This is a genomic window from Flavobacterium degerlachei (assembly GCF_900106645.1).
GTDB lineage: Bacteria > Bacteroidota > Bacteroidia > Flavobacteriales > Flavobacteriaceae > Flavobacterium > Flavobacterium degerlachei.
In genome coordinates this window covers 329,208-345,117 of sequence record NZ_FNMV01000002.1, presented here as the reverse complement: position 1 = coordinate 345,117, position 15,910 = coordinate 329,208, and the positions used below count along the sequence as shown (strand labels likewise).

Sequence of the window (15,910 nt, the reverse complement as noted above, 5' to 3'; positions counted from 1 at the left end):
AAATCATTTAGTAAATAACACGTTTTGCGAATTTAAAAATTATCCAGTTTTTTTCTTTTTAATTTTTGGTACAAATAATGTTTCGGTCCACGAACGATCTGAGAATGATAAATTCCGATTGAACCTGATGCTAAATAAGCAATAAAACAGGCAAGTCCGATGTATGCGCCACTTTGTATTCCAAAAAGCTCTATTCCCATAACGGTACAGGCAATAGGAGTATGTGTGGCACCCGAAAATACAGCCACGAAGCCCATTCCTGCCAATAAGGCAATAGGAAGGGGGACAAATAACGACAGTGTGCTTCCTAGTGTCGCACCAATAAAGAAAAGGGGAGTGACTTCACCACCTTTAAAACCAGCACCTAAAGTAAATCCTGTAAATAATATTTTAGCTAAAAAATCATAATACTCGCTAGGTTCCGAAAAAGAATTCACGATAATTGGGACTCCTAAGCCCAGATATTTTGTTGTGCCAATGAAATAAATTACTACAGCAAACACAATTCCTCCAACAAAGGGACGCAATGGTGGGTATTGGATTTTTGCAAATAAAGTGCCCCAAAAATGTGTGCTTCTGGAAAAGAGCATGGCTGTTAGTCCAAATACGATACTAATTGGAATAATCCAAAGCAGTGTATTGATATTAATGTCAGGAACTATGGGGATGGAATAATGCGTGTGTTTTACTGCCCAAATTTCAACCGTGAAGTAGGCGATAAATGCGACCAAAAAAGATAAAATTATGCTTTTATAGCTGACCTTGCTGAAGTACAAAACCTCTAAAGCGAATAAAGCTCCCGCTAATGGCGTACCGAAAACAGAAGCAAATCCTGCGCTTATCCCTAAGATGATGATTGTCTTTCTTTCTGAATTATCGAGTTTAAAAATCCTTGTAAATTGATCAGCAATAGAGCCACCCATTTGTACGGCTGTTCCTTCACGACCTGCTGATCCACCAAAAAGATGGGTAATGATGGTTCCAAAGAGTACTAAAGGAGCCATTTTTAACGGGATCGTCTTTTTTGGCGTTTCATATTCTTCTAACAATAAATTATTCCCTCTTACTGCAGATGATCCATAATAATGGTACAATAGTCCTATAAGTAAACCTCCTATGGGCAAAAGCCAAAGTATCCAGCTATTTTCGCCCCTATACTCTGCCGCCCATTCTAAGGCCACTAATAAAAATGCGGAAGCAGAACCAGAGAAGAAGCCTATCAATACACAAATGAGAATCCATTTGAGGGAGAGCAATATTGTTTTTTTAATTTTTTCTGAAATCATTCTTTTCTTTAGGGGAATTGCCAAATACTATTTTGCTAAAGTATTACAATACATCCAAATTATGGTACTTTTCAGCAAGTACGGCCGTAAATTCTATTTCAACGAGATATTCTGGTGCTACTAATTTACTGATTTCATAGAATCCTGTTGTAGGTTTAATGTCCTTGAAAAAAGCGGCATGTGCTTTGGCAACATCCTCAAAAGTAGTAATGTCAGTGGTGAATATTCTGGTACGAATGACATCCTTCATGCTTGTATTTAAGTCCTCGAGTACCTTTTCAACTCTTTCAAGAATATTGAAGGTTTGGGCATAGGCATCGGTGGCTTTTACTTTGTCACCATCTACTATTGCAACTGTTCCTGAAACTTCGATGCTGTTTCCTATACGTACAGCACGACAATACCCCATTTTATCTTCCCAAGGAGAGCCTGATAATATGTTTTCTCTTTTCATTTTGTTTTGTTTTTTAAGGCTGTTTGGAAAGTAATTTAGCCTGATTTAAAAATTGGTATATTTTTTGCAATTTATGAAAAATAGTAAAATAAAAAATACTGATTTTATATAAAAAAGTTCGATTTTAATCAGATGGTTTTAAAGCCAAAATGTAATAAATTCGAAAATATGAAGTTATAAAGGAAAGTAAAAGAATGCCATTTTTATGTTTTTATAATATTGGTTTTTTATTTTTAAAAAAAATTACACAAATTAATGAATCAATACACAAGGATTATGAATCGAATTTTCTTTTTAATATTAATAATAGGACTCTCTGTACAAGGGTATTCCCAGAATGAAATTGGTACTAAATTTAAAGCGATAGCTCCTAAAAGTAAAGAGGTAAAAATTAAACCAGTAGTTCCATCAATTGCTGGGCCACCTACAGTTATACCTTATATTCCGTCTGTATTTCCAGAAAATAATTTTAAAGTACCTAAAAATGAAGTCTTTGTAGGGGCTAAAGCGTATCTAAGAAATCAAGATTTAGGGATTTATAAAACGAATTCTAATACAGCAAAAGTGGAATATCGAGATGGGGCTTATGTTGACGGGGACCGCATTAGGATTTATGTAAATTATAAAGTTATAGATTATGATGTTCTTTTGGAAGGTGACTTTAAAGGATTTGTAGTGCAGCTTGAAAAAGGGGTAAATAGAATCGATTTTGAAGCGTTGAATGAAGGGTTTGCTGCTCCTAATACAGCCGAATTTAAAGTATATGATGATAAAGGACAGTTAATTTCTACTAGCCAATGGAATATAGGCCAAGGCTATATGGCTACCATAATAGTAGACAAGCAATAAATATTGTTTTTCAATCGGATAGGGTTAAATTTTTTTTAATGTTCGCCAGAGGTTTTGTTTTCTAAATAGAAAGCTTGGTATATTTGTCGCAACTTGATATTTAGAGTATTTAAAAACAAAGTGGTATAATATGAAACAGGTATTATTGGTTATTATAATGTGCATGACAATAAACGGCTATTCTCAAGCCGAGTTCAGTTCTAAGTTTAAAGTAATACCTCCTATAGATATAGGTATTAAAACCAAAAAAGCAACGCCTTTAAAGGTTGCACCTCGGGATATTATAGCGCCCGATATTTTTAAAAAACCGGAATACAAACTACCTAGCACTAATTTTAAAATTGGCGATCCTGATCCTATTTCTATGATTCAAACCAATGATTTTATTAATCCTGGGGATGAGGTACGAGATAAAATGAATAAAAGTATTGATAAATCATTAGTCAATAATGGGCTAAAAGAGGATACTTCTTATCTTAATGTAAAGGACTTGAATTTTGGAGTCATTCGAACCAAGTCAAAAACTTTAATGATTCGAGTACGGGATTATGGTGCTATCGATGGCGATTTAATAAAAGCGACAATTATACGCAATTACAAGAGTACTATTTTAGCAAATAATTTATACCTAGACACCAATTTTAAAGACATAAAAATAGAACTTCAAGAGGGTTTGAATTATTTAGAGTTAGAAGCTTTGAATCGTGGGGCTTTGGGCGGAAATACAGGAGCCTTTTATATTTATGATGCCGAAGGAACCATGTTAATGTCGGACTTGTGGAATAATTTTGATACAGGAGTTAAATCTAAGTTTACATTTATAAAAGAATAAGAGTTGCTTTTTATACTTTATGGACTAAAAAGGATCTGCAGTGACTTTGAACTTCATGTCTGAAAGTACTGTAATATCTTTCGTTACCGTTTCCCCTATAGTTGCCTTAGTTCTTAATTTATAAGAAGACGCTTTTACGTATTTATCTAGTTTTTCTGAAGTGCAAATTAGTGTTATCGTATTTGAAGTAGAATTGATGTTTTCTAAATAAGCCAATTCAATTTCATCATTAGCATCTGTTGATATAAATATATGTATAGACTTTAAAAAACTGAAGGTTTTATCAGTAGGATCTGTTATAGTCAGTTTTAACTCATCTAATTTTACGTCTTTTACTAAATCTGCTTTTGTATTGTTGTTCTCAAAAACAGTACTTGAATTAGTGGTGACATCAGGTGTAACAATTTCAGAAGCAATGTTTAAGGGGAATCCGCTGGCAATTTTAAAAGTAGTTTGGTTTGATATTGTAAAAGTCAGTAAACTATCAATTACGCTACAAGAAGCAATTAAAATACCAAAAATGGCGATTGCTGTAAATTTTTTTATTTTCAAAATAGTTGTTTTAAAATTTGAGTTTGTAAAAGTAGATAATTAAACGGAATTATTTTTTTGTTTGCTTACGCTTCTACTTTTTAATGATTTTGTTTAATGCGAGATCTGAGTTAATTCGTTTTTAAACAGCTTGTTGGGAGTGCTTTTGAATTTAGATTTGCTGTTTTTAGTTGTGAAGGGAATTCTTATAATTTTCAATTAATCTAATTTACTAATTGATCCTGGCAGAAGAGAATCTATTTTTAGTTTACGAGTTTTTAAGTCTACATTATTTACTGATAGAAAAAAAATAAATTTTTTTAAAATTCAATTTTTCAATTCCGAATATAAAAAGTATTTTTGCGCATGCAACACAACGTACTTATTTTAGATTTCGGATCGCAATATACACAGCTTATTGCGCGTAGAGTTCGCGAATTAAATATATTCTGCGAAATTTTCCCATACAATCATTTTCCGAGTGATTTGTCCCCTTATAAAGCCGTAATTCTTGGAGGTAGCCCTTTTTCTGTTAGAGGAGAAGATGCGCCACACCCTGATTTATCTCAAATTAGAGGAAAGCTACCTATGCTTGCCGTATGTTACGGAGCACAGTATTTAGCTCATTTTAGTGGTGGAGAAGTAGCCGCTTCAAACACCAGAGAATATGGTAGGGCTAATTTGTCTTATATAAAACCAGACGAAACTTTCTTTGAAGGAGTTGACCTTAACAGTCAGGTTTGGATGAGTCATAGTGATAGTATTAAAGCATTACCTACAAATGGGGTGAAGTTGGCTAGTACTCATGATGTGGAATTTGCCGCTTATAAAATCGAAGGAGAAACTACCTATGCGATACAGTACCATCCTGAAGTATTTCACTCCACAGATGGATCAAAAATGCTAGAGAATTTCTTGGTTAAAATTGCTGAAGTTCCACAAAACTTTACTCCTAACGCTTTTGTTGAGGATATGGTTGCCGAACTAAAAGAAAAAATTCAAGACGATAAAGTAGTTCTTGGACTTTCTGGTGGTGTAGATTCTACAGTAGCAGCGGTTTTATTGCATCAAGCGATTGGTAAAAATCTATATTGTATTTTTGTTAATAACGGTTTGCTTCGTAAGAACGAATTTGCTCAAGTATTGGATCAATACAAAGGAATGGGATTGAATGTTAAAGGCGTTGATGCTGGAGATCGTTTCTTGTCAGAATTGGCAGGAGTTAGTGATCCTGAAACGAAACGTAAAATTATTGGACGTGTGTTTATCGAAGTTTTCGACGATGAGTCGCATTTAATTGAAGATGTAAAATGGTTAGCACAAGGAACTATATATCCTGATGTAATCGAATCTGTTTCTGTAAAAGGACCATCAGCAACTATAAAATCGCATCATAATGTAGGTGGTTTGCCTGATTATATGAAATTGAAAATTGTGGAGCCGCTTCGTATGCTTTTTAAAGATGAAGTACGTAGAGTAGGGGCTAGTTTAGGAATTGATGCTGAATTGCTAGGAAGACATCCTTTTCCTGGACCTGGATTGTCAATTCGTATCTTAGGAGATATCACGCCAGAGAAAGTGAGTATTCTGCAAGATGTTGATGCTGTCTTTATAGATGGACTAAAATCTTGGGGATTGTATGATAAAGTATGGCAAGCAGGAGCAATCCTTCTTCCTGTAAATAGTGTAGGTGTAATGGGAGACGAGCGTACTTACGAAAAAGTAGTGGCGCTTCGTGCAGTTGAATCTACGGATGGTATGACAGCTGACTGGGTTCATTTACCATATGATTTCTTGATGAAAGTTTCTAATGATATCATAAATAAAGTAAAAGGTGTTAATAGAGTAGTGTATGACATTAGCTCAAAACCACCAGCAACTATTGAGTGGGAATAGGCTTTACAGCTTCTTACTTTTCTTAAGAATCTTTGTTTAAAATGTTCTTTATATAAACGGTATCAGATTTTGGAATAAAATTTGATACCGTTTTGTTGTCTTTGAATTAATAATTTTTATAATATATAAATGATGAAGTATTTTTTTTCGATTTGTATTACCATAGTACTGATGACCAATACTGTTTTTGCACAAGAAAAAGCGATTACGCATAAAGTGGAAAAAGGGGAAACGATAGTTCAAATTGCATTGAAGTATAATGTTACTCCATTTGATATTTATCAATTAAATCCAGACGTACAAAATGGTTTGAAGCCAAATAGTGTTCTGCTGATTCCAAGTAAATCGACTAATAAAGTTACAAGCCTTCCGGCCAAAGTAAATGCGAAAGCAATTACGCACTTAGTAACACCAAAAGAAACTTTGTACGGTATTGAAAAGCAATACGGAATTTCAGATGATGAATTGAAAAAAGCCAATCCATTTCTCGAAAATGACGGATTGAAAATAGGGCAAACGCTGGTTATTCCTGTAAAAAATAAAACGGTAAATACAGCTGTGGCGGCTGTGGCTGTAGCGCAAGAGAAAGTGATTTATCATGATGTGCTTCCTAAAGAAACTAAATACTCTATTTCTAGAAAATACGGAATTACAATTGCGGAACTTGAAAAACGCAATCCTGAAATTGTAACGGGTTTACCTATTGGATATAGATTAATAATAAAAGGAAGTGTACCTAAGGCGGCTAAAGTTCTTGAGCAGCTAGAAGTAAAAAAAGAAGATGCAATTCAGAAGCCATTAAAAGAAAAAACGGAAATTGTTTATACGACTTATGAAGTTCAACCCAAAGAAACTCTTTATAGTCTGTCTAAGACATTCGGTCTGACTCAGGAAGAGTTCATTGCACTTAATCCTGAGCTTAAGGACGGTGTTGAAATAGGTATGATTTTGAAGGTGCCTTCTAAAATGTCTGCTCTGCAAGAGGATAAAAAAGAGTATACTGCTTTATCTAAAAAAATCAGTTTAGGTAAGCGTAAAAAAATGGTGTTGCTTTTACCATTTAACATCGCTAGGGTAGAAGGCGATACTATCAATTCAACTTCAAATCGTTTGAAAAAAGATAAGTTTTTGAACATGACTTTAGATTTCTATGCAGGAGCTTTGATGGCTATTGATTCTGCTAAAGTTTTAGGTCTTCCTATTGATGTGGAGATTTATGATTCTGAAGAAACTAAAAATGGTTCAAATGTAGCTGCTATTATTAGAAATAATAATCTTTCAACTGCCAATGCTTTAATTGGACCTTTTTACCAAAGTAATGCTGAAACTGCCGCTCAGTTATTGAGTGAAAGGAATATTCCTGTTATTTCGCCATTGTCGAAGGATGTAGGGAATCCTTTTAATAATTTATATCAAACGATACCTGCAAACGAAGTGATTAAAAATGCTATGTTTGACTATATGAGAGCTCATAATGGAAATATTATGGCAGTGGTTGACAGAAAGAAAGAATCAATTGTTAAGTATATTAAAGAATATCAAAAAGATGTTCCATTTGTGGCATTCAAAGAAAATGGTAGCGTTTCTACTGAAAGCTTGAAAAGCATGTTAGTTAAAGATAGAATGAACTATGTTGTGATGGAAACCGGGAATACCTGGATGATAAAAACGACAATTTCGGCTATGGTTAGTTCAATGTCTGGATATCAAGTGCAGTTAGTGATCTTAGAGTCAAATGAAACTTTGGACACTGATGAAATTAAATTTTTGAATCTAACAAAATTGAAATTAATGTATCCTTCGGTTACTCGTGATAATGACTCTGCTGAAGCTGCTATTTTTGATAAAGAATTTAGAAAGATAAATAATATCTATCCAAGTGACTTTGCAACTCGTGGTTTTGATGTGACATTTGATACTATGATGCGATTGGTACAAGACAAGACTTTTGAAGAAACCGTGAATGCTGCCGCGACAAAACAAGTGGAAAATAAATTCGAGTATTATAAAAAACCTGATGGGGGATATACTAATAAAGGAGTATTTATCATGTATTACGATACTGATTTAACTTTGAAAGAAGCAAACTAATGACATCAAAAGTAACCTATCTAGGTGAGTTAAGAACATCATCAATACACTTACAATCCGGAATCGAAATTATTTCTGATGCACCTTTAGATAATAAAGGAAAAGGTGAAGCTTTTTCGCCAACGGATACCGTTGCAAATGCGTTGGGCAGTTGCATGATGACCGTGATGGGAATCAAAGCCCGTGATTTAGATGTCGATATGACTGGAGCTATAGCATCAGTTACTAAGATTATGAATGCGGAACCAAGGAGAATTGGAGCGATTGAAATTTTATTTCAAATGAATATTGATGTTGATCTCAAAAATAGAACTATTCTAGAGAGAACAGCGATGACATGTCCTGTTTTCTTAAGTTTGAATAGCGAAATAGAAAAAAGAATCACTTTCAGCTGGAAATAGACAAATAATAAGTAATCGGTTTCAGGTTGAACCTTAAACTTTAAAACCTTAAACCTTGGATAAAAATCAACAGCAACTCATAAAGTTAGCTCATACTAAAATGCCTTTTGGCAAATACGAAGGAAAATACCTTATTGATATTCCTGAGTACTATGTGGTGTGGTATCATAACAAAGGATTTCCAAAAGGAGAATTAGGAGAACAGTTAAAACTTATATATGAGTTAAAACTAAACGGACTAGAAGAATTGATACGGAATATTAAAAAAAGGTATCCAAAACCTCATTAATTTATGAAATTAATGAGGTTTTTATTTTCAAGATAATAGGTTAAGCAATTGTCAATTTTCCAAATTATCTCATTTGTAAATTAGCATATTCTCAATTTATAATCGTATTTTTGCCGAGTTTTTTACACAACTACAATACAAACAACAACATAATGAATCAAACGAAATATATTTTTGTTACTGGCGGTGTGACTTCTTCTTTAGGGAAAGGAATTATTGCAGCATCTTTAGCAAAATTGTTACAAGCACGAGGGTATAGGGCGACTATCCAAAAATTTGACCCCTATTTAAATGTTGATCCAGGGACATTGAACCCATATGAACACGGAGAATGTTATGTTACTGATGACGGTGCTGAAACTGATTTGGATTTAGGACATTACGAACGTTTCTTGAATGTTCCTACTTCTCAGGCAAATAATGTTACTACAGGAAGAATATATCTTTCAGTTATTGAAAAAGAAAGAAGAGGAGAATTTCTTGGGAAAACGGTACAAGTAGTACCTCATATTACCAATGAAATTAAAGATAGAATGCAATTGCTTGGTAATTCAGGTGATTATGATATTATCATCACTGAAATTGGTGGAACAGTTGGGGATATTGAATCTTTACCTTATATCGAATCGGTTCGTCAACTGGTTTGGGATATGGGTGAAAATAATGCCATTGTAATTCATTTAACTTTAGTGCCTTATTTAGCTGCTGCTGGTGAGTTGAAAACAAAACCAACACAACACTCTGTAAAAACGTTGATGGAAAGCGGTATTAAAGCTGATATCTTAGTTTGTAGAACAGAGCATGAAATTTCGGATGAAATTCGTAATAAATTAGCCTTGTTTTGTAACGTAAAAAGGGAAGCAGTTATTCAATCTATTGATGCTTCAACTATTTATGAAGTGCCTAACTTGATGTTAGAGGAAGGGCTTGATATTGTTGCATTAAAGAAATTAGATTTACCTAAAAAAGCAGCGCCTGATTTAAAACACTGGAATACTTTTCTACGCAGATTAAAAAACCCAAAACATACCGTAAATATTGGTTTAATTGGGAAATATGTAGAAATGCAAGATTGTTACAAATCAATATTGGAGGCTTTTATACATTCAGGAGCTTCAAATGAAACTAAGGTAAATGTAATTTCTATCCATTCAGAACATATTGATGCCTCAAATATTGAAGAGAAATTGAAAGGTCTTGACGGTATACTTGTGGCACCAGGTTTTGGAGAAAGAGGTATCGAAGGTAAAATAGAAGCTGTACGTTATGCACGTGAAAATAAAGTTCCTTTTTTCGGAATTTGTTTAGGAATGCAAATGGCTGTTATCGAATACTCAAGAAATGTGTTAGGATATGCAGATGCTAATTCGACAGAAATGAATGAGCAAACCAAATATCCTGTTGTTAATTTGATGGAAGATCAAAAAAACGTAACTGAAAAGGGAGGGACTATGCGTCTTGGAGCTTGGAAATGTGATATTAAAGAAGATTCATTAGCTTATAAAGCTTATGGTCAAACTACTATTTCTGAACGTCACCGTCACCGTTATGAGTACAATAGCGAATTTGTTGATGTATTGCAAAAAGCAGGTTTAAAAGCTTCTGGAGTAAATCCAGACACAGGATTGGTTGAAATTGTAGAAATAGAAGATCATCCTTTTTTCATCGGTGTGCAATACCATCCAGAATACAAAAGTACTGTGGCAAACCCACATCCGCTTTTCGTGAATTTTGTTGCAGCTGCGGTAAAAGCAAGAAAAAAATAATATACGGTAATACGTCTTTGGTTGTGGTGTAACTATAACTATAACTAAAAATGATAATGACTATTTCTCATTGTGGCGAGTTTCAATAAAGAAACTTAAAGCATTAAACTTTGAATTAAATTATAATGGAAGGAAAAAAATTTGACCCGAATTCGATAATTGGTTTTGTATTGATTTTTGGGATATTACTTTGGATAATGTGGCAAAATCAGCCTACTGAAGCTGATATTGCAGCTGATAAAGTAAAGAAAGAATTGGTAATTCAAGATGCCAAAACTAAAGAAGCGGAAGCGAAAATGGCCGCTACTCCAGCTGTTATCACTGCGGGAGATACTTTACAGTTGGCTCAACTTCAAAAAAGCTTAGGTGATTTTGCTTATTCAGCAACACTTCCTTCGGCTAATGACTCTTACACAACCATTGAGAATAAATTAGTGAAATTGAAAATTGCTAATAAAGGGGGATATATTGTAGAGGCTACTTTAAAGAATTTTGAAAGATTCAAAAAAGGCTCAGGAGAATTAGTAGACTTGATAAAAGACAACAATGCTAATTTGAATGTGCAGTTGCTTACAAGTGACAATCGTACTTTAAATACTAAAGATCTTTATTTTGAACCAACATTGACTAAAAATGGTGAAGACCAAATTTTAGCTATGCGTTTGAAAGCGGGTGCAAATGAGTATTTAGAATATAAATACGTATTGAAAGCTGATGACTATATGCTTGATTTTGATATTCATACTCAAGGATTAAATAAAGTTTTGAATGCATCTAAACCATTACAATTAGAATGGGATTTGAAGTCATATACTAACGAAAAAAGTATAACTACTGAAAATCGTTATTCTGAAATGTATTTCGAGCATGAAGATGGAAAAAGCGACTATTTAGGACTTGGTAGTGATGAGTCGAAGTCGGCTGAAGATGTATCTTATATCGCATATAAACAGCATTTTTTCACTTCTATTTTGTTGACGAACACTCCTTTTGAAAAAGCGGAATTGTTTTCAAATAATTTGGTTAAAGATTCTGAAACGGATACCATTTTTACTAAACAATTTAAGGCGGTTGTCCCTTTAGCATTCAAAAATGGGGAAATTGACCAAAAAATGAATTGGTATTACGGTCCTACCGATTACAAGTTATTGAAAAGTTACGATAGAAATATAGAAGACATTGTTGCTTTAGGATGGGGTATTTTCGGATGGATTAATCGTCATGCATTTATACCAATTTATGGTTTCTTAAGTATGTTCATACAACATGGATGGGCAATTGTTTTGTTTACTATATTGGTTAAATTAGTTTTATCACCTATTACTTATAAATCATTTTTGTCTCAAGCAAAAATGAAAGTATTAAGACCTGAAATTAATGAATTGGGGGAAAAATTCAAAAAAGACCCAATGAAAAAACAGCAAGAAACAATGAAGCTGTATAATAAAGCTGGAGTAAACCCGATGGCCGGTTGTGTACCAGGTTTGTTGCAAATGCCAGTCTTTTATGCTTTGTTTCAATTTTTCCCATCAGCAATAGGGTTGAGACAGCAAGGTTTTCTTTGGGCAAATGATTTGTCTTCTTATGATTCTATTTATGAGTTGCCATTTCATATTCCAGCGTACGGAAATCATATTAGTTTGTTTCCAATTTTGGCATCTATCGCAATTTTCTTTTATATGAAAATGACAACTGGTGATCAACAAATGGCACAACCTCAGCAAGAAGGAATGCCAGATATGGCTAAAATGATGAAGGTGATGATTTATATCTCTCCATTGATGATGTTGTTTTTCTTTAATAGTTATGCATCTGGTTTGAGTTTGTATTATTTTGTATCTAACTCTATTACTATCGGAATCATGCTTGTTATTAAGAATTATATAATTGATAGTGATAAAATTCACGCTCAAATTCAAGAAAATAAATTGAAAGAGCCTAAGAAACAAGGTAAGTTCCAACGAAAACTTCAAGAAGTTATGGAACAGGCCGAAGCTCAAAAGGCAAAGGATAAAAATAAATAGAAGTAAAAAGCTTCCGCCACGGCGGAAGCTTTTTTGTTTTAAAGCAATTTTTTATAAAATGGGTAATAGAACTTTGTCTATTGCATGAATCACACCGTTGGAACATTGTACGTCTGTAATCACGATATTTGATATTCGGTTGTTGGCATCTTTGATTTTTGCACCTCCGCTTAATTGTATCGTAAAAGTTTGAGCTGGAGTTAGAATTGGTGTAACAATTTGTCCTTCTGTCAAAGTCGCTGCCAATACGTTTGCTGGACTAACTACATGGTATTGTAAAACTTTTGTCAAATTTGCTGCAGAAACCCCTGCTATCCCTCCAGGTGCTAATTCAGTATTTAATGCAGTAAATGCAGCGTTAGTAGGTGCAAATACGGTAAATGGACCTGTTCCTGATAAAACGGATACGAAGTCTGGTTGTCCTTGGCCAGTTAAAGCACCAACTAAAGAGGTGAAATTTGGATTTGCAGTTGCATGAGTAACAATGGTTGGTAAGCCAATAACTTTATCAACGACATGAATGACACCATTAGAGGCTAAAACATTAGGTGTTGTTACTGTTGCACCTCCGTTTAATTTTACTCCGGCAGTCGTGTTTACATACATGCTCAGTGTATTCGTGGAAGAGGCAGTTCCCTTTGCTAAGGTTTTAATATAGCCATTAGTTAAGTCAGTAGCCATAAGCTTAGTTGAAATTACATGATTCAATAGAATTTGAGTCAGCGCTTCTTTTGGTACATCATTTATTGTTGCATATGGGGTTGTTGCAAGAAAAGCTGTGAACGCCGTGTTTGTAGGTGCAAAAACGGTATAAGTTCCACTTGTCTGCAAGGTGGTCGCTAGTTCTGCTCTTTGTAGAGCTTGGACTAAAATACTCAAGTCTGGAGTTTTTAACGCAAGTCCAGTAATGGAATTGTCAACTGGAGTAACCGTGTTGTCGTCGTTATTACATGAGATTAATAAAACGAACAGAGACAGAATTAGGGTCAGATTCTTGATTTTAAATAAATTTTTCATAATAAAGAGTTTTAAATTTTTATCTAAATTAAAACATAAAATTGACAAACTGTTTAAGTTTTGGGTAAAAAGTCTAAACAAAATGAAAGTTTATGATTTCCTTATTATTTGTTTAAGGTTTGAAAAGCCGACATTAATAGGCTGTAATATAGCGTATTGTGTATTTAACGAGTTTTTATCTCTCATGGAAAGTAGCGTTTTCGTTAAACATTTTAATTGGTAGTCTACAAATGATATTTTGTTAAGGTTATTAGAGGTTAGGTAAAATCATGGAAGGATTAAGATTAGTTATTTTTTGTTGAAACTACGGTGCAAATTAAAAAGGGAGATCTTTTTCAAACAACTCAATTATAAAATTATTTGAATATGCTTTTTCTGTAATTAAATGTAAATTTGTCAAAATAAGAAATGATTTTAGTTGGGTAGATTCAAGTCAAAATTTGGTAGTTATGAAAAAAATTAAGTTTTGTTTTTTTAATGTGTTCTTTTTTATCCTTTTTAGTCAAACTCTAATGGCTCAGACAGATTTTAATAAATTAGATGCACAAGAAAAAAAGCATGGTTTGTGGAAAGGATTTTATGAAGAATCTAAAAGACCTAGATACGAAGGGGCATTTGAGCATGGCAAAGAAATTGGAATGTTTCAGTTTTTTGATGATACCAAAGCAAAATCTATAGTGGCCACTAGAGAGTTTAATGCGAATGACAATTCAGCTTATACCATTTTCTTTGATCAGGCTAAGAACAAAGTGAGTGAAGGTGTAGTGTTAAATAAATTATTTGAAGGACCTTGGAAGTATTATCATCAGGCTTCAAAAATTGTGATGACTATCGAAAACTATAAAGCTGGGAAGTTGGAAGGATTACGGTCTGTTTTTTATCCAAACGGTAAATTAGCCGAAGAAACCAATTATAAAAATAATTTGAAGGAGGGAGTCTACAAGAAATATTCTGAAAACGGAATTGTATTAGAAGAATCAATTTATAAAAATAATGAATACAACGGGTTGTCAGTATTTAAAGATCCCGATGGTAATGTGGTTTCTAAAGGACAATTTGTAAAGGGGAAGAAAGCAGGTATTTGGCAGTTTTTCGAAAAAGGGAAATTAACAAAAGAAATTGACATGAGTAATCTACAGAGTATCTCTAAGGCCAATCGCAATTAAGTTTATCCTTGCACAGATACTCTAATAAAACATTGTAACTTTGCAGTCTTATAAAATTATTAAAGATTTCAAGATGAAACGTGTTGTAGTAGGACTTTCTGGAGGTGTTGATTCGAGTGTTGCCGCTTATTTATTGCAACAACAAGGATATGAAGTGATAGGCCTTTTTATGAAAAATTGGCATGATGATTCAGTAACAATTTCTAATGAATGTCCATGGTTAGAGGATAGTAATGACGCATTGCTTGTAGCTGAGAAATTGGGTATTCCCTTTCAAACAGTAGATTTGAGTGAGCAATACCAAGATAAAATTGTTGATTACATGTTCAGGGAATATGAAAAAGGGAGAACTCCAAATCCTGATGTTCTTTGCAACCGTGAGATCAAATTTGACGTTTTTATGAAAATAGCTTTAAGCCTTGGTGCAGATTATGTTGCCACAGGTCACTATTGCAAAAAAAGTGAAGTCGAGGTGAATGGCGAAACAATATATCAATTACTTGCCGGTGCTGACAACAATAAAGATCAATCCTATTTTCTTTGTCAATTATCGCAAGAACAATTGGCAAAATCATTGTTTCCTATTGGAGAATTAACCAAGCCACAAGTGCGTGAAATAGCCGCGGAAATGGAATTGGTGACAGCCGAAAAGAAAGATTCTCAAGGTTTGTGTTTCATAGGTAAAGTACGTTTGCCAGAATTTTTACAACAAAAATTACAGCCAAAAGAAGGTGCTATTATTCAAATAGACAAGAGTCATTCTGTTTATAATGCTCAAGAACAAGAGAAATTGTCTGCAAAAGAATCTTTGTTGTTAGCATCCAATAAAATTATATACAGCCCCGAAATGGGTAAGGTAGTTGGAAAACATCAGGGTGCACATTACTTCACAATCGGCCAAAGAAAAGGGTTGAACGTAGGAGGGACAACTGATCCATTATTTATTATTGCAACAGATGTAGAGACTAATACGATTTACACTGGTTTAAGTAGTCTGCATCCAGGATTGTTTAGAAAAGGTCTGTTTATAGAAAAATCAGAAGTGCATTGGATTCGTACTGATTTGGCTTTGGAAAATGGCGAACAAATGGAAGTTATGGCAAGAATTCGTTATAGACAACCTTTACAAAAAGCTACTTTACATCAATTTGAGGACGGAATGTACGTTTCATTTGAAGAACCGCAATCAGCAATAACTGAAGGGCAATTTGCAGCATGGTACATCGATGATGAATTAGTTGGTTCGGGAGTTATTTCTTAGATTAGTGCTTTGCTATAATAATTTTTCATTTCAGAATTTGATATTAT

Annotated in this window: 14 protein-coding genes; 10 read left to right on the top strand and 4 right to left on the bottom strand. The window is 33.8% G+C overall.

Going from position 1 to position 15,910, the window contains the following annotated elements:
- Positions 1-32: 32 nt before the first annotated feature.
- Positions 33-1,286: a voltage-gated chloride channel family protein gene (locus BLV91_RS03615; protein ID WP_091429705.1), complete on the bottom strand. Its 1,254-nt coding sequence runs from the start codon at positions 1,284-1,286 to the stop codon at positions 33-35.
- Positions 1,287-1,329: 43 nt separating this feature from the next.
- Positions 1,330-1,740, bottom strand: a complete 411-nt coding sequence (locus BLV91_RS03610) for a RidA family protein (RefSeq protein WP_091429702.1) — start codon at positions 1,738-1,740, stop codon at positions 1,330-1,332.
- Between the two features lie 255 nt (positions 1,741-1,995).
- Here BLV91_RS03610 and BLV91_RS03605 point away from each other — a divergent pair, with 255 nt between their 5' ends.
- Positions 1,996-2,589: a hypothetical protein gene (locus BLV91_RS03605; protein WP_091429700.1), complete on the top strand. Its 594-nt coding sequence runs from the start codon at positions 1,996-1,998 to the stop codon at positions 2,587-2,589.
- A 130-nt stretch (positions 2,590-2,719) separates the two neighbouring features.
- Entirely contained in the window at positions 2,720-3,421 is a 702-nt protein-coding gene (locus BLV91_RS03600; RefSeq protein ID WP_091429698.1) for a hypothetical protein, read from the top strand.
- 24 nt (positions 3,422-3,445) lie between these two features.
- On the opposite strand, the gene BLV91_RS03595 is transcribed toward BLV91_RS03600, so the two are convergent.
- Complete coding sequence (locus tag BLV91_RS03595) at positions 3,446-3,973, bottom strand: hypothetical protein (RefSeq protein WP_091429696.1); 528 nt, start codon at positions 3,971-3,973, stop codon at positions 3,446-3,448.
- A gap of 345 nt (positions 3,974-4,318) precedes the next feature.
- Here BLV91_RS03595 and guaA point away from each other — a divergent pair, with 345 nt between their 5' ends.
- From guaA to yidC, 6 genes are all read left to right on the top strand, one after another.
- On the top strand, positions 4,319-5,848 hold the full coding sequence (gene guaA / locus BLV91_RS03590; RefSeq protein ID WP_091429693.1) for a glutamine-hydrolyzing GMP synthase: 1,530 nt from the start codon (positions 4,319-4,321) through the stop codon (positions 5,846-5,848).
- A gap of 129 nt (positions 5,849-5,977) precedes the next feature.
- Positions 5,978-7,939 carry a LysM peptidoglycan-binding domain-containing protein gene (locus tag BLV91_RS03585; RefSeq protein ID WP_091429690.1) on the top strand — a complete coding sequence of 654 codons (1,962 nt, stop codon included), beginning with the start codon at positions 5,978-5,980 and terminating at the stop codon, positions 7,937-7,939.
- On the top strand, positions 7,939-8,340 hold the full coding sequence (locus BLV91_RS03580) for an OsmC family protein (RefSeq protein WP_091429687.1): 402 nt from the start codon (positions 7,939-7,941) through the stop codon (positions 8,338-8,340). Before BLV91_RS03585 ends, BLV91_RS03580 begins: the two co-directional genes overlap by 1 nt.
- A gap of 55 nt (positions 8,341-8,395) precedes the next feature.
- Positions 8,396-8,629: a DUF3820 family protein gene (locus tag BLV91_RS03575; RefSeq protein WP_007138003.1), complete on the top strand. Its 234-nt coding sequence runs from the start codon at positions 8,396-8,398 to the stop codon at positions 8,627-8,629.
- Positions 8,630-8,781: 152 nt separating this feature from the next.
- Complete coding sequence (locus BLV91_RS03570) at positions 8,782-10,395, top strand: CTP synthase (RefSeq protein ID WP_091429684.1); 1,614 nt, start codon at positions 8,782-8,784, stop codon at positions 10,393-10,395.
- A gap of 125 nt (positions 10,396-10,520) precedes the next feature.
- Entirely contained in the window at positions 10,521-12,419 is a 1,899-nt protein-coding gene (yidC, locus tag BLV91_RS03565; RefSeq protein WP_091429682.1) for a membrane protein insertase YidC, read from the top strand.
- 51 nt (positions 12,420-12,470) lie between these two features.
- Here the strand turns inward: yidC and BLV91_RS03560 are convergent, their stop codons facing one another.
- Positions 12,471-13,436, bottom strand: a complete 966-nt coding sequence (locus tag BLV91_RS03560; protein WP_091429680.1) for a fasciclin domain-containing protein — start codon at positions 13,434-13,436, stop codon at positions 12,471-12,473.
- 449 nt (positions 13,437-13,885) lie between these two features.
- Here BLV91_RS03560 and BLV91_RS03550 point away from each other — a divergent pair, with 449 nt between their 5' ends.
- Together BLV91_RS03550 and mnmA are read left to right on the top strand one after the other, a co-directional pair.
- Positions 13,886-14,602 (top strand): toxin-antitoxin system YwqK family antitoxin, encoded by a 717-nt coding sequence (locus tag BLV91_RS03550; RefSeq protein ID WP_091429675.1) that lies wholly within the window; start codon positions 13,886-13,888, stop codon positions 14,600-14,602.
- Positions 14,603-14,675: 73 nt separating this feature from the next.
- The gene (gene mnmA / locus BLV91_RS03545; RefSeq protein WP_091429674.1) at positions 14,676-15,863 is read left to right on the top strand and encodes a tRNA 2-thiouridine(34) synthase MnmA; all 1,188 of its coding nucleotides are present in this window, start codon (positions 14,676-14,678) and stop codon (positions 15,861-15,863) included.
- Positions 15,864-15,910 lie beyond the last annotated feature (47 nt).

What these genes read in the sequence shown, in the direction of transcription:
- BLV91_RS03615 (WP_091429705.1), bottom strand. Translation starts at nt 1,286, where the DNA reads ATGATTTCAGAAAAAATTAAAAAAACAATATTGCTCTCCCTCAAATGG.
- BLV91_RS03610 (WP_091429702.1), bottom strand. Translation starts at nt 1,740, where the DNA reads ATGAAAAGAGAAAACATATTATCAGGCTCTCCTTGGGAAGATAAAATG.
- BLV91_RS03605 (WP_091429700.1), top strand. Translation starts at nt 1,996, where the DNA reads ATGAATCAATACACAAGGATTATGAATCGAATTTTCTTTTTAATATTA.
- BLV91_RS03600 (WP_091429698.1), top strand. Translation starts at nt 2,720, where the DNA reads ATGAAACAGGTATTATTGGTTATTATAATGTGCATGACAATAAACGGC.
- guaA (WP_091429693.1), top strand. Translation starts at nt 4,319, where the DNA reads ATGCAACACAACGTACTTATTTTAGATTTCGGATCGCAATATACACAG.
- BLV91_RS03585 (WP_091429690.1), top strand. Translation starts at nt 5,978, where the DNA reads ATGATGAAGTATTTTTTTTCGATTTGTATTACCATAGTACTGATGACC.
- BLV91_RS03580 (WP_091429687.1), top strand. Translation starts at nt 7,939, where the DNA reads ATGACATCAAAAGTAACCTATCTAGGTGAGTTAAGAACATCATCAATA.
- BLV91_RS03570 (WP_091429684.1), top strand. Translation starts at nt 8,782, where the DNA reads ATGAATCAAACGAAATATATTTTTGTTACTGGCGGTGTGACTTCTTCT.
- yidC (WP_091429682.1), top strand. Translation starts at nt 10,521, where the DNA reads ATGGAAGGAAAAAAATTTGACCCGAATTCGATAATTGGTTTTGTATTG.
- BLV91_RS03560 (WP_091429680.1), bottom strand. Translation starts at nt 13,436, where the DNA reads ATGAAAAATTTATTTAAAATCAAGAATCTGACCCTAATTCTGTCTCTG.
- BLV91_RS03550 (WP_091429675.1), top strand. Translation starts at nt 13,886, where the DNA reads ATGAAAAAAATTAAGTTTTGTTTTTTTAATGTGTTCTTTTTTATCCTT.
- mnmA (WP_091429674.1), top strand. Translation starts at nt 14,676, where the DNA reads ATGAAACGTGTTGTAGTAGGACTTTCTGGAGGTGTTGATTCGAGTGTT.